This is a genomic window from Kaistella carnis, from assembly GCF_003860585.1.
GTDB lineage: Bacteria > Bacteroidota > Bacteroidia > Flavobacteriales > Weeksellaceae > Kaistella > Kaistella carnis.
In genome coordinates this window covers 13,101-38,486 of record NZ_CP034159.1, presented here as the reverse complement: position 1 = coordinate 38,486, position 25,386 = coordinate 13,101, and the positions used below count along the sequence as shown (strand labels likewise).

Sequence of the window (25,386 nt, the reverse complement as noted above, 5' to 3'; positions counted from 1 at the left end):
CTGAACAGTAAAAGCTTAATAGTTTTAATGACCTAAAAACACAAATGATGATGACTCCTTTAACCACCGGTTAAGGGAGTTTTTTTTATTATTTTAGATTTAGAAGAATAATATCTCTACTGCTTCTTCTTGCTCAAAATTCTGAAAGCTCAGTAAAATAATGAGCCCAGTTTTATCTCAAAAGTTTTAATAGGGAATTAGTCATTATTCCCAAATCAAAATTATTTTATCACCATTTGATGAAACTTAAGCATAATAAATTCCACTTTTTATCTAACAAAGATTCGCTTAATCTTGATTAGTCATCTCTCCTAGACATTTAGTACGAGAGTTAAATTAAATCAATTAAATGTTTAACTATAAACTTAGGGTTTTTTCACCCAAACCGAATAGGTGTTTAATTCGTATATCCTTCCATTACAAACCCTAATTTTGTAAGTGAAATACACAAATGATGAAAATGAAATTTATTCTGGGATTACTACTCTCCAGTTATCTCTCCTACGCGCAAGTTGGAGTTGGGAGTAATGTAACGACCTTCGACGACTCCGAAATTTTAAAAATCGTTTCAGCAAACAAAGGGGTGCTATTGCCAAACGTGAATATTCCGGATTTAAGCCAAGCTGCACCTGTGGCTGCCCCAGCAAATTCTCTATTGGTCTATAATACCAATATAACCTCGGGTAAGGGATTTTATTTCTGGTTAAATAACAAGTGGAATCCCCTTCTTTCTACCTCTAATATCTATAAATATCTGGGTATTTTAAGGGTGGAAAATTACACATCTACGGCCGGGATAAATGACAGTTCTGCTAATACCGGGGTCAGTTACACGATAGGAGAAGCGCCTGCCGCGCACGATTTCCAAGTCGTTCCGGGACTTTCTGCGAATGTCTCTCTCTATTCGGGACTTAACACGGTTTCTGTCACCGCAGGTGGAATTGCACAGGTTAATTCTGCTGCAACAGATACCACTTTTTTATCCTATTCTATTGGATTGTTCGTAGATTCAAAACTGGCCGCAGTAAGAAACTTCATTATTAATGGTACCGCTACGTGTCTCTATAATGACTACAATGTGTTCTTTAATGTTTCTAACCTGACGGCAGGAAATCATCTCTTTGAAATTCGTGAAACACTTAGAGTGACTCAGAATGCGAGCCACAGTATCACTTTTGGTGGAAAGCATGCCTCTTGCTCTAATCTAAGTCCACTGATGGATAAATCGATTATGAACATTCAAATATCTGAAAAATAAAACACCGATTATGAAAAATTATCTATTCTCCTTATTTCTCATTAGTGGTATTTGCATTTCAGCACAGGTAGGCATTAATACACAATCGCCAGATCCTTCTGCTGCATTAGATGTAAAATCCAATAATAAAGGTATTACTTTTCCCCAGTCGGCGTTACAAAGCAATACAGACGCTATTACCATTCCTACACGAACAGAATCACTCTTAATTTATAATACGAATAATCTTCTTTTGGGAAAAAAAGGATATTATTTCTGGAATGGTTCGAAATGGGATTATTTCTTCAGTGATTTAAATCAAACGAGTTTACAAAATCAGGTAAAATATTACTCGGCAAATTCAGCCACACCTTATACCTTTACCCGAAATCCTACGAACCAGTTTTATGGCTATTCCGCCCATGCAGCAGGTGAAGTTTTAAATACTGCACAATGGACCGTGATTACGCCACTTACCAAAACCATCAGTATTGATCGTGGTATGAATGCGGTTTTATTTAATATTAACGGAATGTACCAGGCAAATAACGCTTCTTCTACAAGTGGTATCATGTCAACGATCGGCTTTTTTGTTGATGATCTGCTGGTGGATGTAAAACCTATGTATCTCGATTTTAGTTCCAGCTGTAATTATCGACAATTTATGATTTACGGAACTGCGCAAAATCTAAGTTTAGGAAGCCATACGGTGAAATTTGCTGTTCGAAATATTTCCGCTCCTAACATTTCTGGACTTACTGTAACGTACGGTGGTCCAAATTCGGGTTGCAGCTCTTTAAACAGTTTTGAATCGGCCGTTAGCAGTACGATATATATTAACCAACCTTATGAATTCTAATATGAAAACTAAATACCAGCTTCTAGTGATACTTTGTATAATATCCGGCATGGCAACAGGGCAGGTTTTAATATCAATGAATCCAACAACAAACACCACACCTCAACCAGGTTCAGTGTTACAGATTTATAGTGACAATAAAGGTTTGCTGTTGCCACAAGTAAATTTGTTAAATACAACTGATGATGTAACGGTGTTAACGCCTGTGCCTGGATTAATGGTTTATAATACAAATCCATCTTCAAAAAAGATCAATTTCTGGGAAAGTGGAAAATGGAACAGAATATTTAATATCGATGACGGTTTAGCTATTATAAAACAGACCGATAATTTTTCGGGAGTTTCTACAACAGGAATTAATATTACAACATTTCCTACCACAATGCCATTATTTAATCTTAATGACAACACCACAGGATGGACTGATTTAAATGCCTCAAAAATCATCACGATCACAAAAGCTACGAACAGTAATTATATCATTACAGAAGGTATGGCACAAATAAATAATGAGGTTGACACAAACCAATCTTTTCAGTTTGCGATAGGCGTTTTTGTCGATGGACAATTAAAACTTGCGAGAAAATTTAATACTGTGGGTGCACAATTCACCTGTGACTGGAAGAAATTTAACCTGGCGGGAGTTTTTGAAAACTTAAGTGTGGGAACTCACACGGTGGCTGTTTACGGACGAAACCTTCCGAAAATAACTTCCGGATATACCCAAATTTCTTACGGAAAAAATGCGGGAACATGTCCTAACATTAACACTGATATGGCGAGAGTTTTTATAACTACTCAAATTACCCAATAAAAAAAAGCTTTTATATAAAACACAAATGATTTTTTTTCTCCCTCAGTTTTTCTGAGGGAGTTTTTATTCTGAAATTAAATGATGTAGAAGACCTTTCAAAAAAAATTGAAGAACCAGAATATATTTTCATGCTTTTAAGTAAATAATTTCTCGGTCAAATGGTAAATTAGTACCTTTAAATCAATTAAATCTATAAAGAGTAAAATATGAAAAGACATGAAGCATTAGTACAATTAAGCCGCGATCACCATTTTGGATTATTGCTCTGCTGGAAATTAAAAGAAGGTTTAAAAAAAGAAATCTCTGTGGAAAGAATGGCGAAATATATCGGTGTTTTTTATAATCACAATCTTAAACCACACTTTGAGGAAGAGGAAGAAACCATATTTAAAGTTTTGGGCGAGGAACATCCTTTAATTGAAGAAGCCATTTCACAACACCGTACATTTGAAAAAATGATCAAGCAGGGTTTTAAAACCTGCGACGAAATAGAAAATTTCCGCGCGCTCTTGGAACTTCATATCCGAACAGAAGAACGACAAATCTTTCCGGAAATTGAAAAACAGGCGACTTCCGAACAGTTAGAACACTTGTTGAGTCTAAATCATCCGGAGTTAAAAGAACCCGATTATGAGGACGTATTCTGGAAGTAAAAAACAATTAAATAATAAATAAAAAATCCGGAGTGTCGTAAACTGCATCCGGATTTTTTGTTTATTTTTTTCTCTTGGCTTTTGATTTGGCTTTTTCGTGGGCCCGATTTGCGCCGACTTTCTTCGGAATTTTTCTGGCGTGTGGACCACCCCAATTTTCTTTTTTGTTTTTGTCTTTTTTCTCATGAAATGCACCGCCACCTTCTTCAAGTTTTACGGTATGTGCATTTTTCATCACAATCTCATCTTTCTCAGAAGCAATTTTGACAGGATTGATCTTCACTCCTGTCGGGAACTCTAACATTGTTACAGACTTGTCCATCAACAACTCAATATCCAATAACTGCTCTTCTTCTTTTTTGCTGACAAAAGAAACCGCAACACCATTTTTATCTGCTCTACCCGTTCTACCAATCCGGTGAATGTATTGTTCCGGAACTTCAGGAATTTCAAAATTAATAACATGGGTAATATCTGAAATATCCAGACCTCTCGCCATAATATCGGTCGTAATCAAACCGCGAACTTTTTGATTTTCAAAATTTCGCATGGCGTTCAGACGGTAATTCTGAGATTTATTGGAGTGAATAACGTCAAATTGATCGGGGAAAAGCTCCTCAATTTTTGTATAAAGTAAATCGGCGTGTTTTTTATTATTACAGAAGATCAGTACTTTTGAAAAGTCTGCATCGGTTTCTAAAAGATGCTGAAGTAAATTAATTTTGGTATTAAAGTTCTCCACTTTATATCCGACTTGTTCTATTTTCTCAAGTGGTGTTCCTGATTTTGCCAATGAAATTTCTACAGGACCTGAAAAATATTCATAAAGCAAAGCATCAACCGCTTCTGTCATGGTTGCAGAAAAAAGGATATTTTGCCTTTTCTCTTTCATCATTTGAAAAATATGTGTCAGCTGGGCTTTAAAACCCAAATTCAACATTTCATCAAACTCATCGATGATAAGTTTCTGAACTTCTTTTAATGAAATTGCATTGTCAATCGCCAGATCCATTACCCGACCAGGAGTTCCAACAAGGATATCGCAACCGTCGTTAAAAAGTAATTTCTGCGTGTTAATATTTTTACCGCCATAAATACCAATGACTCTCGCGGTTAAATTCTTGGTGAGATTCTCAACAATACCTGCCACCTGCACCACCAATTCACGGGTTGGTACAAGAATAAGAACGGTAGGATTTCCGCTTTTGTTATACTTCCAGGTTTTAAGAACAGGAAGGAGATACGCCAAAGTTTTTCCGGTACCTGTTTGAGCAATTCCCATCACATCACGTCCGGACAGAATCGGGCTCAAAGTTTTAAGTTGAATCGGTGTCGGTTCAAATAAATTAGAATCCGCTAAAACATCAAGAATTTTTTCCGGAAGATCGAAATCGGCAAAGGTCATTTTTTCCATTTTGCAAAGATAGTTTTTTTGAGAGTATTAATATATTTTGTATTTTATAAGAATGAAAGTTTATTATCTTTTTCTATTTACTTTACTTTTTTCCTGCGACGAAAAGAATAAACCGCTTTATTCCGAGGAAAGAAATACTAAAAAAAACAGAAACTTCTGCGAAGATTCCGCAGAAAGACACCACCAATCTCCATCCTTGGTTTCAGTATTACAGAAAAGAAAACCCAAACTTTAAGCGTGAAATCTTTAAACCGCAAGAAAGTACACCAATAACGTATCGTGAATCTTTCTCGCCTATTTTACATCAAAAAGGATTTAATCCCATCTACCAACCATTTTTAGTTTTCAATCAAGATAGAGATCAATACTTGGATTTCGACAGCTATCAATGGGAACTGTTACCTGATGGAAGTGCAGCGTTTGAAGCTGATCAGGCCTTAATTCTTGTCGATTTAAAAAATAGAAAAGCACAGCAAATTGCCTTCTTCGGACCATCTTTCTGGATTGAAGATGCCTACTGGAAGGGAGATTCTGTTGCAGTAGTATTAGGAAACACCTATGAAAAAGTCCCATTTATAATGGAATATAATTTTAATAAGAAAATCATAAATAATTATAAATACCCAGACACCTTAAAAATCGGTGAATTTTACTCCAAATACAGACTAAAACGTAAAGGAATTCAGGTTGATTGATATTTCGCCAAAAATCACTCTTTTTTCATTATTACTATTTGATGAACTTTCCTCAAAACAGTCAATCTGACTGTAACTTTTGTGTATTTAACACCACTTATTCCGGAAAAGAACACGAGGAGTAATAAAATGCTTTCTACGGTTGTCTTATAAAAATAAACTATTGCATGAAATTTACTCTTATCACCGTGGGGCTTCTCAGCTCTCTATTTTTTACCGCACAATCCAAGCAGGACAGCACCCAACTGAAAGACATCGAAGAAGTTCAACTCATAGGTCGAAAACCAACCGTAGAAAGCAAAGTAGACCGAACCGTTTTCAATGTTGCGAACAGCTCCATCCTCTCCGGGAATTCCACTTGGGATGTTCTTCGAATGACGCCTTTGGTAAGTATTGACAGTGACGATGTCGTAAAATCTGAAGGCCAAAGTGTTACCGTTTACATCAACGACCGTAAATCGATATTTACAGGAAAAGACCTCAAAGAATATCTAAACACCATACCGGCAGACAACCTCATGAAGATCGAGGTGATCACAAGTCCATCTTCCAAATATGAAACAACAGGACAGGTAATCAATATTGTATTGAAAAAACTGGAAAATGAAGGCATTAAAGGAAGCGCAAGTTTTACTAATGATCAAGCTACAAAAAACTCTCAACGTTCCAATTTAAATATCAATTATCATAAAAAGAATTTTACACAAAATTTAACGGCAGGTTATAGTGATAACACAAACTTTTACAAAACTGACGCAGAATACCTCTTTTACGATAGCAATAAAGTTGAACTTTCAAATTCTGAAACAGTTTCCCTAAGCAGAAGTCCATCGGTATCAAGTACTTCAGAAATTGAAATCAACGAGAAAAATAACGTGGGTTTAATTTTCGATTATAGAACATCGAAGCGTTTTACAGACAGTAATTCCTATGGCAGCTCTTCTCTTAACGGGCAGCTTCAAAATTCTTTCACAAAAACCCAACATTCAGTCGGTGATTACGAAAACTTAGGAGCCAATTTATTCTATAAATTCTATGACAAGGTAAAAAATAAAATTTTAGATGTTAACGTGGGAATCAATTACTCCGGCGCGGATGATTACAGCGAACAATTATCTAACAGATATGAGATAAATGCTGCGGAGGGCAATAGAATCCTGTCTGATAAGAAGAATCGGGACTACTATTTTAAAGTGGATTATTCGCAACCTGTCGGAGAAAAATCGCAGCTTGAATTCGGAGGAAAAACAAATTTTAAAAATAATGTGATTCCATACGAGTATTTTAATCTTGTCGATGATCAATGGACGTATGACCAGTCCAGAAACAATGATTTTCAATATACCGATAATTTAAATTCACTATATATTAATTTCAGTAGTACTTATTTTAAAAAACTGGAAACCAGAATCGGACTTCGATTTGAACACATCTCCTATAAAATCAGACAGGATGTTGGGAATGTAGAAAGGACGAGGTCAGCCAGTACATTTCTTCCCGATCTCCTTTTGAAATATGCGATTTCTGATAATTACAGTTTGAGTGCTACCTACAATCATTCTATCTGGAGACCCTATTTTTCTGAATTTAATCCCTTTCTTTTGCCCGGCGACGACGGCGTTTTCTACCGCGGTAATCTTGATTTACAAGCCAACCCGAGTGACCGGTTCGGCCTGAAACTCGGAATTAAAAAGAAATACTTTCTTTCTGCTAACTATTTTGTCAGCAATCATGATTATTGGACTTCTTATGTTGTGGAAGGTGATAAAACGATCAGAATGCCTACGAATTTTGATGGGCGTATTGAACGAATTTCCGGAAACTTCAGTACAAATCAGAGTTTTTTGAATAATAAATTGAGTGTCAACCTTAATGTTGGAGTCGAATATTCGGACAGTAGCGATTTCAATGCAAAGAATGGATTGAAAAATGACAGCTATATCACCAATATCAGTGGATCAACGAACCTGTCCTATACAAATCTGTTCGGGAAAAATATTAATTTAAATGCTTGGGTTGGCGTTTACAGTCAGAACAATGGAAATTTTGTTTCCAATGGCCAGAATGTTTTTCATAATTTATCAGCGACTAAAATATTTCCTGCCCTGAAAATGGAGGCGACAGTACGACTGAATAACTTCATCGTAAAACCAAATTTTGACAACACGACCTACACGCCAATTGGTCAGTTTCGAAACAATTTTGCATCTGACTGGTATGGTGTTTCTTTCTCCCTTGTTAAAAGATTTGGAAACCAAAAAGTGAAAGAAAATACGAAAACAAATGTGGAGAAAGATAGTGGCGGCGCTAAATAAATAAGCTTACATCCCTTAAAAATGACTTCACAAATAAAGTTACCTTTTAAGTAATCTTAAGAAAAATACAATCACTAGGAAGGCGGAAAGTGTAATACTAAAAACAATTATAAGTGGGATTCCGCCAATCGTGTAGGCTGTTTCGGAATTCCATAGTATTGCTGTTGAAATAATATTGGCACATAAAACCATCCCTAAAATAAGATTGACGATGCTCGTTTTTATGAGTTGATTTGTCTTTTCAATATTTTTGATTTCACTCGTCACCGTAAATTTATTGTCATCAAGTTTTTGCAGGAGCGATCGTAGTTCTTGTGGAATTTCCTCCATATTTTCAGTCAGGCTCATCAATTTTTGAGAGCCGGATTTCAATATTTTTTTTGGAGACACGCTCTTAAAAATGATTCTTTTTGTAAACGGCTGCAAACTTTTTACAATATCAAGATCAGGATTGATGGTTCTTCCAACGCCTTCGATTAAACTAATGCCTTTCAATAAGAGATATAAATAATCCGGCATATTAATACGGTTATTCTTTAAAGTATCCGTCATTTTACGAACAAGTTTGGGAACATCAATATTTTGAAGAGAGGAACTGTGCACGAAATTCAGAACATCTTCAACATCATTCTGGAAGGCGCGGTCGTCGGGAATCTCATAACTCACGGCCATTTTCTTTAGATTCTTTACAATTTTCTGCGCATTTCTTGACACGAACGCTACAATTAACTGCTCCAGAATTTCCTTATCATTCGGCTGAATTGTTCCTACCGCACCAAAATCGATGAAGACTACTTTACCATCTTTCTTAATTAAAATATTTCCGGCGTGCGGATCAGCATGGAAAAAACCATAATCCAAGATCTGAGAAACGAAAAGTCGCAAGCCTACCTCAGAAATTTTTACCGGATCTATTCCGTTCTCCAAAAGCGATTCTTTGTTGGTGATTTTAATACCTTCAACATATTCCATACAAAGAATATTGTTACTGCAAAACTCCTCGTAAATCTTGGGAACATAAGTTTCTTTATTATTTTTAAAGTTGAGTGCGAACTGTTGGATATTATTTTTTTCGTTAATTAAGGAGATTTCTTCCAGCAAAGATTTCTCAAACGTAGAAATTGCACTCTTTAAATTGAGTCTGGAACCAAGGTCGGAATAAGTAGTGATGACCTTTACCAAGTCGTGAATTAAAAGGAGATCATCCTGAATGTTTTCCTGAACATTCGGCTTCTTCACTTTAAGAATTACCGCGGTGCCATCATTTAAAACAGCTTTATATACCTGCGCGATCGAGGCAGTTGCCAAAGGTTTTTTCTGAATCTCCAGGAAATGTTCAGACGGAATGATATTGAATTCGTGTTCCAGAATTTCTTCCAGATCCAAATCGACGACTTCAACTTTATCCTGAAGCTTCTGTAATTCTAAAATTAATTCAGGAGGTAACAGGTCTTCACGACTGGAAAATGTTTGTCCTAATTTCACGAAAGTAGGTCCAAGTTCTTCCAAAGCCATTCTGATCCTTTCATAAACTGAATTGGTTAAAGCAATATCATTTTCGTCAATAGAAGGTTCATTATTTTTAGCAAGATTCATTCGCGCCAACACGTCTTTGAAACCATATTTGCTAAATACGGTCATCAATTTGGCAGAACGTTTCAGTTTGCGGTGCTGTTTATCGAACATAAAAAAGTTTTCGGATAGAATGACAAAAAGTATTCCCCAATTACTAAAAAAGGGGAATAGCTAAAAAATTCATATTTTATTAAACGGGTGAAATTATTCCCACTCTATCGTAGCAGGCGGTTTGCTCGAGATATCATAAGCAACACGGTTAATGCCACGAACTTCGTTAATAATTCTGTTGGAAATGGTGTCCAAAAATTCGTACGGAAGTCTGCTCCAAGTAGCAGTCATAAAATCAGTAGTATTAGCGGAACGAACTACAGCGGTATATTCATACGTTCGTTCGTCTCCCATAACTCCCACCGATTTCACTGGCAGTAAAACCACGAAGGCTTGAGAAACGGTATCGTACAATTTATTTTTATACAGTTCTTCAATAAAAATATCGTCGGCTTCCTGTAAAATCCTTACTTTTTCTTCATCAACTGCGCCAAGGATTCTTATTCCTAATCCAGGTCCCGGGAAAGGATGACGGTGTACCAAATGATGCGGAATCCCTAATTCCTCGCCTACTTTACGAACTTCATCTTTAAAGAGTTCACGCAAAGGTTCAAGCAATTCTAAATTCATTTCTTCGGGAAGTCCGCCCACATTATGATGCGATTTAATGACGGATGAAGGTCCTTTTACAGATTGACTTTCAATAACATCCGGATAAATTGTTCCCTGAGCTAAAAATTTAACGTCTGTGAATTTATGAGATTCTTCGTCAAATACGGCGACGAATTCGTTACCGATGATTTTTCTTTTTTCTTCAGGATCAGAGACTCCGGCCAATTTGGATAAAAATCGTTCCGAAGCATCGACCATATCAATTTTCAGATTGAAATGTTCGCCATAATTTTCCATCACTTTTTTGCCTTCGTCTTTTCTCAAAAGTCCCGTATCTACAAAGATACACTGCAGTTGATCGCCAATGGCGCGGTGAATTAACACCGCAGCTACAGAAGAATCTACGCCACCAGAAAGTCCCAAAATTACTTTCTGATCCCCTACTCTTTGTTTAATGTCTGCAATTGTTTCATCAATATAATTGGTAAGTTTCCAGTTTTTGGGGGCTTTGCAAACATTGAAGACAAAGTTCTCCATCATTCTGGTGCCTTCTTCAGTATGCGAAACTTCCGGGTGAAACTGTACGCAATAAATCTTTTTCGATTCATCAGAAATCGCAGAAATAACATCGGTCATTCCATTGATGGCAAAACCTTCCGGTACGGTTTCTACCTCATCAAAATGGCTCATCCAAACCGTGGAAAAGCGACTGACGCCGGAGAGTAACGTATTTGATTTTTGTATTTGAAGTTTGGCTTTTCCATATTCTCCTTTGTCTCCTTTCTTTACTTCTCCTCCTAATAAATGCGTGGTTAACTGCATTCCATAGCAAATTCCAAGTACCGGAATATTTTGGTCAAAAAGTGCTTTATCTACCAAGTGTGCATTTTCGGCATTCACAGAACTTGGTCCGCCCGACAAGATGATTCCTGAAGGTTCACGGTCCAATATTTCCTGCAAAGTTGTATTGAAAGGAAGGACTTCTGAATAAACCCCCATTTCCCGGATTCTGCGTCCGATAAGTTGGTTGTATTGTGATCCGAAGTCGAGTATGATAATCCCGTTTTGCATATATGTTGAATGTTTGATAATGAATGTTTAATCCGTATTAAAAAATAAATTAATTAAAAAGCCAAATCCCTAGCCCTGATCGCAGTGAAAATCCCGGAATGAGGCGCGAGCGAAGCGAGCGCCGAAATGAGGAATTGTAACGTAGAGCAGGTTCCCGGCTCCCAGAAAAGAGGTAACTAAAAAAGACGTGGAAAAACCACGCCTTCTATTTAAAATTTCCCGATATCTTCTCTGTAATATTCGTAATCGTAATGAATAACGCGGGCGTCTTCATACACTTTCTTGCTTGCTTCCTCATAAGAATCGCCGGTTGCAACCAAACTTAAAACGCGTCCACCGCTGGTGTAAATACGATCGCCTCTCATTTTAGCTCCTGCAAATAACACCTGACTTTGGTGTACTTTTTCTGTATTTCTAATTTCAAATCCTGTTTCGATCTGTCTTGGATATCCGCCTGAACACATGACCAAACACACGGCTTTTTTATCACTGAATTTAAGGTCGATATCGTTTCCTTCCAGACAATCCATGATGACATCAAACAGAATATTTTCCATCAAAGCCATGATCACCTGAGTTTCAGGATCTCCGAGTCTCATATTGTATTCCAGGAGATAAGTTCCGTTCGCAGTCACCATTAAACCGAAAAATATAAATCCTTTGAAACGGATATTATACGCCTGAAGTCCTTCTAAAGTTGGCTTCAGAATATTTTCTTCAAAATCTTTCTGGTGTTCTGCTGTAAATTCAGGACTTGGAGCAACACTTCCCATTCCCCCCGTATTTGGTCCTGTATCGCCACTTCCCGCTTTTTTATAATCTTTCACCGGAATGCATGGGAACAATTTCTCCCCGTTTGAAAATGCGATGATTGAAGTCTCGAAACCTCTCAAATATTCTTCAATAACGAGCTGAATTCCAGCATCGCCGAAAACCCGTTCGATCATGAAACGGTGAATGGTCGCTTCGGCTTCTTCCAAGTCGTCTGCAATAACTACTCCTTTTCCACCTGCCAATCCGCTGGCCTTAATAACCAAAGGGAATTCCTGACTTCTTACATAATCAATGGCTTCCTGATATGCATCGAAAACGACGGCATTCGCAGTTTTGATATTATGAGTCTGCATGAATTTTTTAGAGAAAGCTTTACTTCCTTCTAATTCAGCGGTTCTCTTTCTCGGACCGAAAATCTTAAGATTATGTTTTTTAAATTCATCGACAATACCATCTACCAAAGGTGCTTCCGGACCTACAATCGTAAGATCGATTCTTTCTTTAATGGCAAAATCACGCAGTCCTTCTACGGAATCATCATATACATTCTGACCCAATGAATCGGTACTTGCATTGCCTTTGGCGAAATACATTTTGGTTATTCTATTGTCGCTTTTCAGCTTCATAGCGATCGCCGATTCTCTGGCGCCGTTTCCTACGATTAATATTTTCATACTTATTTGATTGTTATTGAATTCTACAAAATTACTAATTTGAAAGTGTATTTCAAATTTAGGGCTAAAAAATTTAGCTGAAAACGTACGTATGCAAAATTAATGCAGAAAATGTCTCATTCCGGTTAGCAACATTGGAATTTCATATTCATCGGCTGCTTTTATGCTGTCCTCATCGCGCATACTTCCTCCGGGTTGAATGATGGCTTTGATTCCTTCTTTTGCGCAAAAATCAACCACATCACGGAACGGAAAGAATGCATCGGAAGCCAAAACTAAATCGCCACTGAATTTCTCCTTCGCCCGTTCTACGGCATGTTGTGTTGCCCAGATTCTATTGACCTGACCACCGCCAATTCCCAGAGCCTGAACTCCGTTTGAAACAACGATCGCATTTGATTTTACGTATTTTACCACGCGCTGTGCAAATAATAAGGCTTTTTGCTGCGCTTCTGTTGGTTTTGTTTGCGTGACGGTTTTAATGTCCTCCGAAAATTGATTATCGTTATCCTGAACCAACATTCCACCATCGATCTTCACCCAAGTCTGCGCATCGGATACCGGATTTTTAATTTTGATAATTCTTAGATTTTTCTTCTTTCTTAAGATTTCTAAAGCTTCTTCATCAAAATCCGGAGCCATGACAATTTCTAAGAATGTTTGATTAAGTTCTTCTGCCGTGGCTGCATCCACTTTAAAATTCATTCCGATAATACCACCGAAAATGGAAACCGGATCACATTCGAAAGTCTTTTTATAAGTTTCTACAGCGGTCGTGCCAATTGCAACACCACATGGCGTAGAATGTTTTACGGCGCAACATGCCATTTCGTCCTTAAACTCATTAACTACTTTCCAGCATAAATCCATATCACGAAGATTATTGAAAGAAAGTTCCTTTCCTCCTAAAATATCAAAATCTTTCATGGCGCCGTTTTCTGTAGTTGAAACGTAATACGCTGCTGTTTGATGAGGGTTCTCACCATATCTAAGGTCCGAGACTTTTTGATAAGAGGCGTTTAAATACTGCGGATATTCTTCTTCTAAAAGCATTTTTGAAATGGCCGCATCATAAGCTGATGTGAGATTAAATACTTTACCGGCAAGTTTTTTTCTTGTTTCCAGCGTTGTATTTCCGGATTCCTCCATCTCTTTTTGAACCAAAGTGTAATCTTCGACATTGGTAATTACTGTAACGGATTGATAATTTTTAGCTCCGGAACGTAACATTGAAGGTCCACCAATATCGATGAACTCCACCTTTTCATCCAGAGAAATGTCTGCATTTGCATGGGCAAAAAATGGATAAAGATTGACGATCACCATATCGATCAGTCCAATTTCATGATCCTGTACGGTTTTCATGTGTTCTTCGTTTGAACGGACCGCTAGCAATCCGCCATGTACTTTTGGATGTAAAGTTTTTACGCGACCATCCAACATTTCAGGAAAATTGGTCACTTCATTGATTTGAACTGGATTTAAACCGGCTTCATTTAAATGTTTGAAGGTTCCTCCTGTAGAAATTAATTCGTAGCCGTTTGCTTCTAAAAATTTTGCAAAATCCAAAAGTCCGGATTTATCAGACACTGAGATCAGCGCTCTTTTTTTTGCCATTTTTTCTTTCTTTTTACTTTTTATTAGACTAAATAACTTTTCTTATTGCTTCTTTGCAGCGGGATTTTCGACTGCAATTTTTAACTTTTCGATATCTGTTTTATATTTTCCGCCTTGAGGAAATTCACGGTAATATATCGCAAGCCATTCCTTGGCTTTTACAAGATCTTTAGCGTTATAATAATTAATGACCATATTTCCGATGCTTTCTTCTTTGTATAAACTGCTTTTAAAAACAGAGAGATGCTGTTTTAGAAAATCATCTGCAATCTTCAATTTATTATTATGGACGTAGGAATAAATTTTCTCTTTAATAAGAAGTTCACCGAAAAAACCTTTTTTTTCGGCTTCATCAATTATTTTCTCCGCGTCATCGTATTTTTTCAAGGCATTATTTGCATAGGCCAGTTCAAAATAAAGTTTTGGCGAACTGTAACTTTTAGCTTTAAGAGATTGGAGCATCGGAAGCGATAAATCGGGTCTTCTTAAACCGTTGATGGAACTCGCCCTGGCAAGTTTTTTTTCATCCTCATTTTTTAGCACATTGTAAGCCTTTAAAAATGTAGGTTCTTTTTCTAACTTCATTTCGGCAATTCTGGCATCTGACAAAAGTGCAAACTGAATATCAGAATTGTTAAGCCGAACAACTTTCTTTTCGTTCTCGTTGGCAGGCTTCTTCAAAAACTTACCATTTTCTAAGGTAAAACTATTGGTTTGTTGCAGAGAATAACCACCTCCACTCTCATCATAATAGAGAAATCCATAACTAAATTCGGATTTTTTATCGTCTTTATTTGGAATGACAACCCAATGGTTTTCGGAATTCACAAAATTATTATCAAACTTAAGGTCGGCGGGGACTTGTGAAAAGGCAAAACTGCTAATGAACACAAGAAAAAGGGCAAATTGTGTTTTCATAATTTCTTATCATTATTTAACACTAAATTTACGGCTTTTGGGAGGATCTCAAATTCAATTTCATGGATTTTTGCAGCTAAAGTTATCAAGGTTTCATCTAGTGAAATATCAAATGATTTCTGAAGAATGATCCCGCCCTCATCAATCCCGGAAGTTACGTAATGCACTGTAGCACCACTTTTTTTCTCCCCGGCTTCTAAAACTGCTTCATGAACATGATGGCCCCACATTCCTTTACCACCAAACTTCGGTAATAATGAAGGATGAATATTGATAATTTTTCCAGAAAAAGTTTCACAGAATTCTTTATTTAAAATGGATAAAAAACCAGCCAAAATGATAAGATCTGTATTTTCCTGGAGCAATTTCTGTAATTCTGAAGAGAATGTTTTACCTCTTGGAATTAACTTGCACGGAATATTACTGTTTTTAGCACGCTGCAGCCCAAAACATTCTCGATCTGCAACCACCAGGGAAATTTGTGCATTCGGGATTTCTCCGCTTTCAATGCAGTCTATGATCCTTTGTAGGTTGGTGCCTCCACCGGAAACCAAAACAACAATATTCTTCATCTTATATACTATAGTCCTTGATCATTGTATCCGTTTAACAATAAAACGTATGACTGAAACGTGCACATTAATGAATATGCGACCTTATTAGATTAATTCAATTTTCTCAGTTCCTTCTGTAATTTCACCGATTTCGTAAGCATCGCTCACCAAATTCATCACTTTCTCCGCATGTTTCTCATCGATCACAACGACCATTCCGACGCCCATGTTAAAGGTTCCGTACATTTCTAAACGTTCAATATTTCCGCGCTTCTCTAATTCAAGCATAACCGAAGGAATTTTTATTTTCGAAGTGTCGATACTTGCACATAGATTTTCCGGGATTATACGTGGGATATTTTCTATAATTCCACCTCCGGTGATATGCGCAATGCCACAAAGTTTAACTTCTTCCAAAATTTTATGAATCGGCTGATAGTATAAACGGGTGGGTTCCAAAAGAGTTTCATATAAAGGTTTGCCTTCAAACTCCTCATTAAAATCAGTAAAAATCTTTCTTACCAGTGAAAAACCATTGGAGTGAAATCCGGAACTTGGGATTGCAATAATTTTACATCCTTTTTTAATATTTGAACCATCGATAATGTTCTCTTTTTCTACGATCCCGACACAGAAACCTGCAACGTCATAATCGCCCGGTTTATACATTCCCGGCATTTCGGCAGTTTCGCCACCAATAAGTGCACAATTGTTATCTTTACAGGCTTTCACCATTCCCATAACGATTTCTGCAGCAATATCTGCATCTAACTTTCCACAAGCCAGGTAATCAAGAAAAAATAAAGGTTTCGCACCGTGACATATAATATCATTGGCGCACATGGCAAAACAGTCAACACCGATAGAATCGTATTTTTTAGAATCTAACGCCACTTTCAGTTTGGTTCCTACTCCATCGGTTCCACTTACGAGAACGGGATTTTTATAGCCAGCGATTTCATAGAAAGCACCGAAACTTCCCAAATTGTTTAAAACATTTGAATTATGCGTTTCTGCGACGGCAGATTTAATTTTATCTACGGTTTTGTACCCTTCTTCTTTATCTACACCGGCGGATTTATAAGTATTGCTCATTTTAAAATTTTAATGCTGCTGTTTATTCTTTTTCTATAATTCAAAGTTAGGTTAAATAAAAAAGCCGACAGTCATTCTGACCGTCGGCTTTTTCTTTATTTTTCAGCGTCGATTACATTTCCAAAATCTTGGAATCTTTCTTTTGGTGAATGTAATAAATGCAGTTTCACTTTTAAAAATTTAGTTTTGCGAAAATAAGATTTTTAAACCTTATTCTAAAATTATAGATGATAATTTTTCTACAAATTTTGGAAGGATTATTTAGACCTTGATTATTAATTAATTAAAATATTAACTGAAATTCTCTATTTTTGCGACAAATAAAAAAGTATGGCTTCAGGATTTTTTGCGGTATTGGATGATATTGCTGCCTTAATGGACGATGTGGCACTTGCTTCAAAAGTGGCGACCAAACAAACTGCTGGAATATTGGGCGACGATTTGGCCGTAAATGCAGAGAAAGCGACAGGCTTTTTGTCCTCACGTGAAGTGCCAGTTTTGTGGGCGATTATGAAAGGTTCGTTTGTGAATAAACTGATTATAATTCCGATTGCCTTTTTGTTGCAGTTTATTTTTCCGCCGGCGATCAAGTTCATTCTTATTTTGGGCGGACTCTATCTGGCTTACGAAGGCGTGGAGAAAATCATCGAATATTTGTTTCATAAAAAGGAGAAGCACGCAGAAGTTATTGAAGAAGTTGCAAATGGAGAAACCGCTGAAGCTGATGAAAAGACAAAAGTGAAATCAGCGATTACGACCGATTTTATTTTGTCTTTAGAAATTGTAATTATAGCTTTAGGTTCAGTTCTTGGAAAAAGTCTTCCCATACAAATTATGACCGTTTCCATCGTTGCAATTTTAGCAACCGTGGGAGTTTACGGAATTGTAGCCTTGATCGTAAGAATGGATGACGCAGGTTATAAACTTATTGAAAAATCAAAAAACAAAGGATTTTTTAATTTATTGGGAAAATCTTTAGTCAAAGCCTTGCCAATCATTATTAAAGCCTTATCAATTATTGGAACGATTGCTTTGTTATTGGTTTCCGGTGGAATTTTTGACCACAATATCGAACTGGTTCATCGGTTTTTACCGCACGTTACCGAAATGGCAAAACATGCTCTTTACGGAATTATCGCAGGTTTAGGAATGTTTGCTATCGTAAGCGTCGGAAAGAAATTATACTCTTTAGTAAAGAAATAAGATCTTTAAAATAATAAAGAAAACAAGTCGCATTAATTGCAACCCGTTTTTTGATTTTATCTTATTTCAATGAATGATTACATTCTCGGTAAATCCATCGGAACTTCCATTAATAATATTTCTGAATCTTCTGTGGCTTCTAAAGTAAAAGCGTCAGTTTCCCAAATTCCGAAGCCGTCTCGGGTTTCTAAATTTTGATCGCCAACTTTGGCCGAACCACTTAAAATGAAAATATAAACGCCGTTCTTAGAATCGTGTAATTTATATTCTTTTGAATTTCCTTTTTCGAATTTTGCTAAATTAAAGCAGGCGTTTTGGTGAATCCAAACGCCTTCATCGTCCGGATTGGGAGAAAGAATCTGCTGGAAATCATTTAACTTCTCACCTTCTTTAATGCTGATTTGGTCGTAACGTGGTTCCACATTCATTTTGTTTGGAATGATCCAAATCTGCAAAAACTTTACGAGTTCGTCTTTATTTTTATTGTATTCGCTGTGTTGTACGCCAGTTCCGGCACTCATCACCTGAATTTCTCCTTTTCGAATCACGGACGTTGTACCGATTGAATCTTTATGTTCCAAATCACCTTCTAACGGAATTGAAATAATTTCCATATCGCGGTGAGGATGTGTTCCGAAACCCATTCCTGAAGCAACCTGATCATCATTAAGAACACGTAAAACTCCGAAGTGCATTCTTTCAGGATTATGATAATTCGCGAAACTAAAAGTGTGGTGAGATTTCAACCAACCGTGATCTGCATATCCACGAGAATCTGATTTGTGATAAACTGTTTTCATATCTGTTCTGTTTTATTTTAAAAATATTTACTCATTAATTACTCTACAAAAATAACATCTTACGTATTGAAAAACATTGATTTAAGATAAGAAGCATACTAATACTTTTAGGAAGAATTAAAATGAACAAAGCCGCCTCAATACTGAGACGGCTTTGTTCTTATTTCTTTTTTGAAAATATCTCTTGAACAGATTTAGCAAAAAAACTGTTAAAGATTAATCAAAATTTTCGATTCATTTTTTAAGATTTAAAAATGAACCTGTTTAATTTCATTTTCTATTTCCTGTGGCGTTTCTTTTCCTTCACCTTTAATTAAAAATATGGTTACTGCTGACGCAATCAACATACAAACTCCGCCAACTACCACATAATCCATGGCCATATTTCCGAATAAACTTTTTACAATTGGTCCACCGAAAATTCCATTGATGATTTGTGGAATCACAATAAAGAAATTAAAAATCCCCATGTAAACACCCATTTTTCTTTGCGGAATCGCATCGATCAACATGGCGTAAGGCATTGCGAGAATACTTGCCCAGGCAAATCCTAATCCGATCATCGACAGCCAAAGCATATTGGTATCTTTAATAAAGAACATTGAAATTAATCCTAAACCTCCACAAAATAAAGCCAAAGCATGCGTTTGTTTTTTGCCAATTCTCTTCGCTATCGGCGTTAAAAGAAAAGCAAATGGAATGGCAAATAAATTATACAAACCAAATAAATGTCCGGTTAAATCTCCGGCTTGATTATATTCCAATGATTTTGTATCCTGCGGAGAAAGTCCGAAATGATGCGTTGCCAAAGCACTTGTTGTAAAAACCCACATCGTAAATAAGGCAAACCAAGAGAAGAATTGTACGGCTCCTAATTTTTTCATCAATGGTGGAATATTGGCGAAATCTTTAAAGATATCTGAAAACTTCGACTTTTCTGTACTCGGTTCCTCATCGGAAAAATCCGCAAATTCCTGTGGTGAATATTCCTTCGTTGTAACGATTGTATAAAGGATAGAAATTATCAGAACTGCAGCACCAACGTAGAATGCGTAGATCACATTATCAGCCACAAAACCATCCGGTGCAACATTCGAAACGCCCAACTTAGTTAACCAGTTTGGCATTTCAGAACCGATCACTGCACCAATTCCAATTAAAATAGTTTGAACTCCAAATCCTAAAGTTCCCTGATGTTTCGGTAACATATCTCCCACCAAAGCTCGGAAAGGTTCCATAGCAACATTAATGGACGCATCCATCATCGCCAGGAATATGACCGCTAAAAGTAAAACACTTGCGCCCATCATTGCGGTAACTGAAGCGGCATTTGGCAGAAATACCAGACCAACAGCGCACAAAACAGCACCGATTAAGAAATATGGTTTTCTTCTTCCCAGTGGACTCCACGTATTGTCGCCCATATGTCCGATAATCGGCTGTACGAGTAAACCAGTGATTGGAGCAACGAGCCAGAACCAAGAAAGTTCGTGAACATCTGCACCGAAGTTGGCGAGGATTCTACTTGCGTTTCCGTTTTGTAATCCAAAGGCCATTTGAATTCCGAGAAAACCCATGCTCATGTTGATAATTTGAGCGATGGAAAGATTTGGTTTTATTTTTTTAGCCATTTTTTTAGTTGATAATTGATAGTTGACAATTGAAAATATTATTTCTTCAAATCAGAAATAAAAGCGTCTTCAATTGGTGTTTTTATTTTGATGATTTCTTTGCTCACGTCATTAGGAACAGTCATTGAAAGTACATATTGTCTGATTTTCCACTGCGTTCCAATTTTTTCCAGAACGCCACTTCCACGGCAAAGTTTCATTTGAGTATCGAGTAATTCATCGAACCAGGCGTATTTTCCATCGGCGCTAAAAGTGATATTTCTTTTTAAAGAAGTAAAATTCCAGGCTTTTCCTTTGTCAAAATGCGGTTTGGAATACGCCATAAATTCTTTTTTGTTCCAAACTTCATTGGCATCAGTTCCGATGAAAGTTGATTCTTCTGCGTAAAGCTTGAAATAATTTTTAAAGTCCGCGGTTGAAGCATACAAATTCAAATCATCTAAAACTTTGCTCACATTCTTTTTCTGAACGTTTTCGTAAAAACCTTTCTTTTGCGAGAAAAGTGAATTAGAAAAAACCAATAGAAATGTGATTACTGTGAATGCTATATTCTTTTTCATTGTTATTGAATTATTAAAATTAAAGATGCTTCGACAAGCTCATCATTACATCGATCATACGTTTTAATTTATTTTTGAAGCTCTAAAATTAATGAAGATTTTCCTGAAACCGTGATTTTATTTTGTGTTGAAACCGAAAATTCTTTTCCGGAAATAACATCTTTACCTTTTGAAACACCATTTAAAGATTCAGCGAAACGGTTTAAATCGAAGGTCTGGTCTTTTTCATTGTTATTAATGATCACCATTACTTTGTCATTGTCATTATATCTAAAGTAAACATATACCTTTTCCTTTGGCATATAATGTTTGGTTTTTCCGGTGTGGATGACTTCTTTTCCTTTTCGCCAGTTTAATAGTTTCTGGGTATAATCGTGAAATTCTTTTTGTTCTAAAGTTTGGGTTTTAGGATTGAACGCATTTTGAGAATCACCTTTCCAGCCGCCGGGAAAATCCCTACGAATATCAGCATCGCCACCTTTATTTTTATCGCCTCGCATTCCGATTTCGGAACCGTAATAAATTTGTGGAATTCCGCGAACGGTTGCTATTAAAGAAATAGCCATTTTGTAATACCGAACATCACCTTTAAAAATTTCGTTAAACCTTTCTGTATCATGGTTTTCAAAGAATACCAAAATATTACTGATGTCCGGATAAAGGAAATCGTTTCCAAAAGAGTTGTAGATTTTAATCATTCCTTTGTCCCAGCTTTCTTCTTCTTTCAAAGCATTTGGCAAGTCTGTGAAAAGTGTAAAATCCATGACGGAGGGTAGATTAGAATTATAACCATCAATGGCTCCAATTTTTGAATCCTTCTGCCAATAAGAAATATGCGCCGGATTATACATCCACGCTTCACCTACAATATTAAACTTCGGATATTCATCGGTAATTGCTTTCGCCCATTTCGCCATCGCAACTTTATCGTTGTAAGGATAAGTATCAACGCGTAATCCGCCAAGCTCAGCATATTCGATCCACCAGATCGCATTCTGTGTCAAATATTTTAAAACCAAAGGATTGCTTTGATTTAGATCCGGCATTGTCGTATCGAACCAACCGTTTAAGGCTTCCTGTTTATCGATTTCTGAAACGTTGGTATCAAACTGAGAAGTTGTTCTATAGTTCGATCTTTTAAATCCGAACTTTCCTTCGCCGTCTTTGAATTGGTGAATCCAGTCTTTGGTCGGTAGATCCTGAATGAGCCAGTGCGAAATTCCCCAGTGATTGGTGACGTAATCCTGAACTAACATCATTCCGCGCTGTTGAAGTTTTCGGGAAAGTTCTACATATTCTTCGTTGGTTCCGTAACGGCCATCGATTTTGTATAAATCAGTTTGGGCGTAACCGTGATAAGAAGTGTTTTTTTCGTTGTCTTCATTTGCGGGCGTGAGCCAAAGTGCTGTAACTCCTAAATTCTGGAAATAATCTAAATTATTAATGATTCCCCGCAAATCGCCGCCATGTCTTCCACTTGGTAAATTACGGTTTGCTTTTTCGGTGAGATTAGGTTGTGAATCGTTGGAAGGATCGCCATTTGCAAATCGATCAGGCATTATTAAATACATAACGTCTTTTGAGGAAAATGAATTTCTGTCTGCAGAACCAGGCTTTCTATCTTTGAGTTCGTAAGTGTAAGAATCTACTGTTTTCTTTCCGTTTTTAAAATTGATTTTAAAAGAAGGTTTCTGAACCTCATCGGTATTTATGGTGATGAAAACATAGTTTGGATTTTCAGTTTTCGTCAAGTCTTTTACTTTAATATTATCGGAAAGTTCAACTTGATATTTTGAAATATCTTTTCCGTAAACTAAAATTTGAAGGTTGGGTCTTTTCATTCCGTGCCACCAAAAGGCGGGTTCTACTTTCTGGATTTGAGCGAAAGAAATCGCTAAGAATAAAAGAAAGAGAAACGTAAAATGTTTTTTCATATTCATTAAATTTTAATATGCTTGAACATAAAACCCCGCGTTTCACACGGGGCTATTGTCGTTAAACTCCTTCGGAGTTTCCTGTCAATTATTTTATTACTTTAACAGAGATTGCGTAACCACCGCTTCTTGCTAACTTCATTGGAAGTTTTGATTTGTTGGTAACGGTTTTCTTATAGATTTTATACGATTGCGGATTCTTGATGTAATCTGCATCGTCGCCATCTGCGTAAACGGTCGCTTCGTATTTTTTACCTTTTGGAAGGAAAGAGAAATCTACGGTAAAGTTTCTGGCGTTTTCATCGGTGATTCCGCCGACATACCATTCGTCTTTCCCTTTGGCTTTTCTCGCAGTGTGAATATAATCGCCCGGTTCTGCCGACAAAATTTTGGTGTCATCCCAATCGACTGCGACGTCTTTGATGAATTGAAAAGCATCCATGTGTTTGGCATAATTTTCCGGTAAATCGGCTGCCATTTGAAGCGGAGAATACATCACAACATAAAGCGCCAACTGTTTCGCTAAAGTGGTTTTTACAAATCTTGTATCGCCTGGGAAATAATAATCGAGTTTGGTTTGGAAAATTCCAGGTGTATAATCCATCGGGCCGCCCATAAAACGGGTGAATGGCAAGATTGTCTGATGATCAGGATTGTTTCCACCGAACGCTTCGAACTCTGTTCCACGTGCTGCTTCTGCGGCAACCCAGTTCGGATAAGTTCGGCTTAAACCAGTTGGACGAACGGATTCGTGAGAATTGATCATGATTTTATAATCGTTGGCTTTCTCTGCAATTCTTAAATAATGGTTGATGGTCCATTGCGAATAATGATGTTCACCACGCGGAATAATATTTCCGACATAGCCCGTTTTCGCCGATTCGTAACCGTATTTGTTCATTAATTTAAAGGCATCATCTGCCCATCTTTCGTAGTTGGTTGCCGAACCGGAAGTTTCGTGATGCATCATTAATTTGATATTTTTTGAATGCGCATAATCGTTCAACATTTTAATATCAAAATCTGGGTAAGGCGTGATGAAATCGAAAACGAATTCTTTGCTGTGACCGAACCAATCTTCCCAACCGGTATTCCAACCTTCGACCAATAAAGCGTCGAAACCGTTTGCTGAAGCGAAGTCGATGTATTCTTTTACTTTGGTGTTGTTGGCAGCGTGTTTTCCATTCGGAGTTAACTTGGTAAAATCGGTTTTTCCTATATGGACATTATTCGCAGTTGAATAAGCCCATTGTGATTTTCCGATAATCATTTCCCACCAAACGCCCATGTATTTTGTCGGTTTGATGTAAGAAGTGTCTTTGTACTGAGTCGGTTCATTCAGATTAAAAATCATTTTCGAAGCCAGCACTTCTTCCGCTTTTGGCGAGGCTATTATAGTTCTCCAAGGAGTAACTGCCGGCGTTTGAATATATCCTTTAGCACCTTGTCCGTCAGGAGTCAAATGCGTTTTGAATTTAAAGTTGGTTGCATCCAATTCCAAATTTGCAGCTGCATAGTTAATTACCGCTGCTTCTGAAATATTTATATACATTTGATCTTTGCCTTCTTTCTTTAACATTAAAGGCATTTGCACCGCATTTTTAATTAAAGTCTGCGAAGCGTTGCCATCATAAGAAGTTGGCCATTGTGCAGGAATTTCAGACAATTGTGTAGTTTGTGTTTTATATTCCTGCGAATCATAATCTCCGGCAAGCCACCAAGCTTTCATATCAGTAGGCAAATCAATTTCGGAATCTTCTTCTTTAATAATGAAATAATTTAGATTTTTCTGCTCAGGGAATTCATATCGAAAACCTAAACCATCATTGAATAAACGGAATTTAATAATGATATGTCGATCATTTGCAGCTTGATCTAAAGTAACCGCCAATTCATTATAATGATTAATATAGGATTTTTTTTCTCCCATAATTGGATCCCAAGTCTCGTTTTTGGCATCAAATTTCTCTGCAGTCTTGGTAAATCCATTATCCAAATTTTTTCCTTTCTGATCTTTATTTTCTATTTCAGAAGCGAACTGGATATCACCATCCCGCAAGAGTCTTAATCCTAATTTGGACTCTTCTACAACAGTTTTTCCTTGGTATTTTAGATCGTAATACGGCACCCCTTCTTTCAGTTGAAAGCTCATTTCAAATTTTCCATCAGGAGATTTTAAAGATTGAGCATTAAGAATAAAACTTCCCACCACAAGGAAAAGTGCCGATATTTTTATATTTTTCATATGTTATTTTTCGAATCAATAAATGTAGAGAAAATGGGCGTAATGACAAAGGATTTCACCTGTCATTTACCTATTAAAACAAAAA

Annotated in this window: 20 protein-coding genes; 7 read left to right on the top strand and 13 right to left on the bottom strand. The window is 36.8% G+C overall.

Translation table 11 applies throughout. From position 1 onward, the window contains the following. Positions 1 to 460 precede the first annotated feature (460 nt). The 4 genes from EIB73_RS00155 to EIB73_RS00140 all read left to right on the top strand — a co-directional run bounded on the left by EIB73_RS00155 (position 461) and on the right by EIB73_RS00140 (position 3,563). A complete protein-coding gene (locus EIB73_RS00155) occupies positions 461 to 1,258 on the top strand; it encodes a hypothetical protein (RefSeq protein WP_125021470.1) in 798 nt (265 codons plus the stop codon). 10 nt (positions 1,259 to 1,268) lie between these two features. Next, on the top strand, positions 1,269 to 2,096 hold the full coding sequence (locus EIB73_RS00150) for a hypothetical protein (RefSeq protein ID WP_125021467.1): 828 nt from the start codon (positions 1,269 to 1,271) through the stop codon (positions 2,094 to 2,096). Between the two features lie 49 nt (positions 2,097 to 2,145). Further along, positions 2,146 to 2,910 (top strand): hypothetical protein, encoded by a 765-nt coding sequence (locus EIB73_RS00145; RefSeq protein WP_125021465.1) that lies wholly within the window; start codon positions 2,146 to 2,148, stop codon positions 2,908 to 2,910. Positions 2,911 to 3,116: 206 nt separating this feature from the next. Further along, a complete protein-coding gene (locus EIB73_RS00140; protein ID WP_125021463.1) occupies positions 3,117 to 3,563 on the top strand; it encodes a hemerythrin domain-containing protein in 447 nt (148 codons plus the stop codon). Between the two features lie 61 nt (positions 3,564 to 3,624). On the opposite strand, the gene EIB73_RS00135 is transcribed toward EIB73_RS00140, so the two are convergent. Continuing rightward, entirely contained in the window at positions 3,625 to 4,977 is a 1,353-nt protein-coding gene (locus EIB73_RS00135) for a DEAD/DEAH box helicase (RefSeq protein WP_125021461.1), read from the bottom strand. A gap of 368 nt (positions 4,978 to 5,345) precedes the next feature. Here EIB73_RS00135 and EIB73_RS00130 point away from each other — a divergent pair, with 368 nt between their 5' ends. Next, on the top strand, positions 5,346 to 5,672 hold the full coding sequence (locus EIB73_RS00130; RefSeq protein WP_125021459.1) for a hypothetical protein: 327 nt from the start codon (positions 5,346 to 5,348) through the stop codon (positions 5,670 to 5,672). 167 nt (positions 5,673 to 5,839) lie between these two features. After that, a complete protein-coding gene (locus EIB73_RS00125) occupies positions 5,840 to 7,987 on the top strand; it encodes an outer membrane beta-barrel family protein (RefSeq protein WP_125021457.1) in 2,148 nt (715 codons plus the stop codon). Between the two features lie 39 nt (positions 7,988 to 8,026). Here EIB73_RS00125 and EIB73_RS00120 read toward each other — a convergent pair whose 3' ends face one another. The 7 genes from EIB73_RS00120 to purM all read right to left on the bottom strand — a co-directional run bounded on the left by EIB73_RS00120 (position 8,027) and on the right by purM (position 16,928). Continuing rightward, positions 8,027 to 9,673: an ABC1 kinase family protein gene (locus tag EIB73_RS00120; RefSeq protein ID WP_125021455.1), complete on the bottom strand. Its 1,647-nt coding sequence runs from the start codon at positions 9,671 to 9,673 to the stop codon at positions 8,027 to 8,029. Between the two features lie 93 nt (positions 9,674 to 9,766). After that, positions 9,767 to 11,296: a glutamine-hydrolyzing GMP synthase gene (gene guaA / locus EIB73_RS00115; RefSeq protein ID WP_125021453.1), complete on the bottom strand. Its 1,530-nt coding sequence runs from the start codon at positions 11,294 to 11,296 to the stop codon at positions 9,767 to 9,769. Between the two features lie 209 nt (positions 11,297 to 11,505). Further along, entirely contained in the window at positions 11,506 to 12,744 is a 1,239-nt protein-coding gene (gene purD / locus EIB73_RS00110) for a phosphoribosylamine--glycine ligase (protein ID WP_125021451.1), read from the bottom strand. Positions 12,745 to 12,843: 99 nt separating this feature from the next. Continuing rightward, positions 12,844 to 14,361 carry a bifunctional phosphoribosylaminoimidazolecarboxamide formyltransferase/IMP cyclohydrolase gene (gene purH / locus EIB73_RS00105; RefSeq protein ID WP_125021449.1) on the bottom strand — a complete coding sequence of 506 codons (1,518 nt, stop codon included), beginning with the start codon at positions 14,359 to 14,361 and terminating at the stop codon, positions 12,844 to 12,846. Between the two features lie 42 nt (positions 14,362 to 14,403). Further along, positions 14,404 to 15,279 carry a hypothetical protein gene (locus tag EIB73_RS00100; RefSeq protein WP_125021447.1) on the bottom strand — a complete coding sequence of 292 codons (876 nt, stop codon included), beginning with the start codon at positions 15,277 to 15,279 and terminating at the stop codon, positions 14,404 to 14,406. Next, positions 15,276 to 15,851 (bottom strand): phosphoribosylglycinamide formyltransferase, encoded by a 576-nt coding sequence (gene purN, locus EIB73_RS00095; RefSeq protein ID WP_125021445.1) that lies wholly within the window; start codon positions 15,849 to 15,851, stop codon positions 15,276 to 15,278. The genes EIB73_RS00100 and purN overlap by 4 nt, the downstream gene beginning before the upstream one ends. Before the next feature lie 87 nt (positions 15,852 to 15,938). Beyond that, complete coding sequence (gene purM / locus EIB73_RS00090; RefSeq protein WP_125021443.1) at positions 15,939 to 16,928, bottom strand: phosphoribosylformylglycinamidine cyclo-ligase; 990 nt, start codon at positions 16,926 to 16,928, stop codon at positions 15,939 to 15,941. Positions 16,929 to 17,258: 330 nt separating this feature from the next. Here purM and EIB73_RS00085 point away from each other — a divergent pair, with 330 nt between their 5' ends. Beyond that, on the top strand, positions 17,259 to 18,131 hold the full coding sequence (locus EIB73_RS00085) for a DUF808 domain-containing protein (protein WP_125021441.1): 873 nt from the start codon (positions 17,259 to 17,261) through the stop codon (positions 18,129 to 18,131). A 77-nt stretch (positions 18,132 to 18,208) separates the two neighbouring features. Here EIB73_RS00085 and EIB73_RS00080 read toward each other — a convergent pair whose 3' ends face one another. From EIB73_RS00080 to EIB73_RS00060, 5 genes are all read right to left on the bottom strand, one after another. Next, positions 18,209 to 18,931 (bottom strand): pirin family protein, encoded by a 723-nt coding sequence (locus tag EIB73_RS00080; RefSeq protein WP_125021439.1) that lies wholly within the window; start codon positions 18,929 to 18,931, stop codon positions 18,209 to 18,211. 248 nt (positions 18,932 to 19,179) lie between these two features. Beyond that, a complete protein-coding gene (locus tag EIB73_RS00075; RefSeq protein ID WP_125021437.1) occupies positions 19,180 to 20,562 on the bottom strand; it encodes an MFS transporter in 1,383 nt (460 codons plus the stop codon). A 38-nt stretch (positions 20,563 to 20,600) separates the two neighbouring features. Then, on the bottom strand, positions 20,601 to 21,122 hold the full coding sequence (locus EIB73_RS00070) for a nuclear transport factor 2 family protein (RefSeq protein ID WP_125021435.1): 522 nt from the start codon (positions 21,120 to 21,122) through the stop codon (positions 20,601 to 20,603). 68 nt (positions 21,123 to 21,190) lie between these two features. Then, a complete protein-coding gene (locus EIB73_RS00065) occupies positions 21,191 to 23,056 on the bottom strand; it encodes a glycoside hydrolase family 13 protein (protein ID WP_125021433.1) in 1,866 nt (621 codons plus the stop codon). An 88-nt stretch (positions 23,057 to 23,144) separates the two neighbouring features. Next, positions 23,145 to 25,301 carry a glycoside hydrolase family 97 protein gene (locus EIB73_RS00060; RefSeq protein ID WP_125021431.1) on the bottom strand — a complete coding sequence of 719 codons (2,157 nt, stop codon included), beginning with the start codon at positions 25,299 to 25,301 and terminating at the stop codon, positions 23,145 to 23,147. Positions 25,302 to 25,386 lie beyond the last annotated feature (85 nt).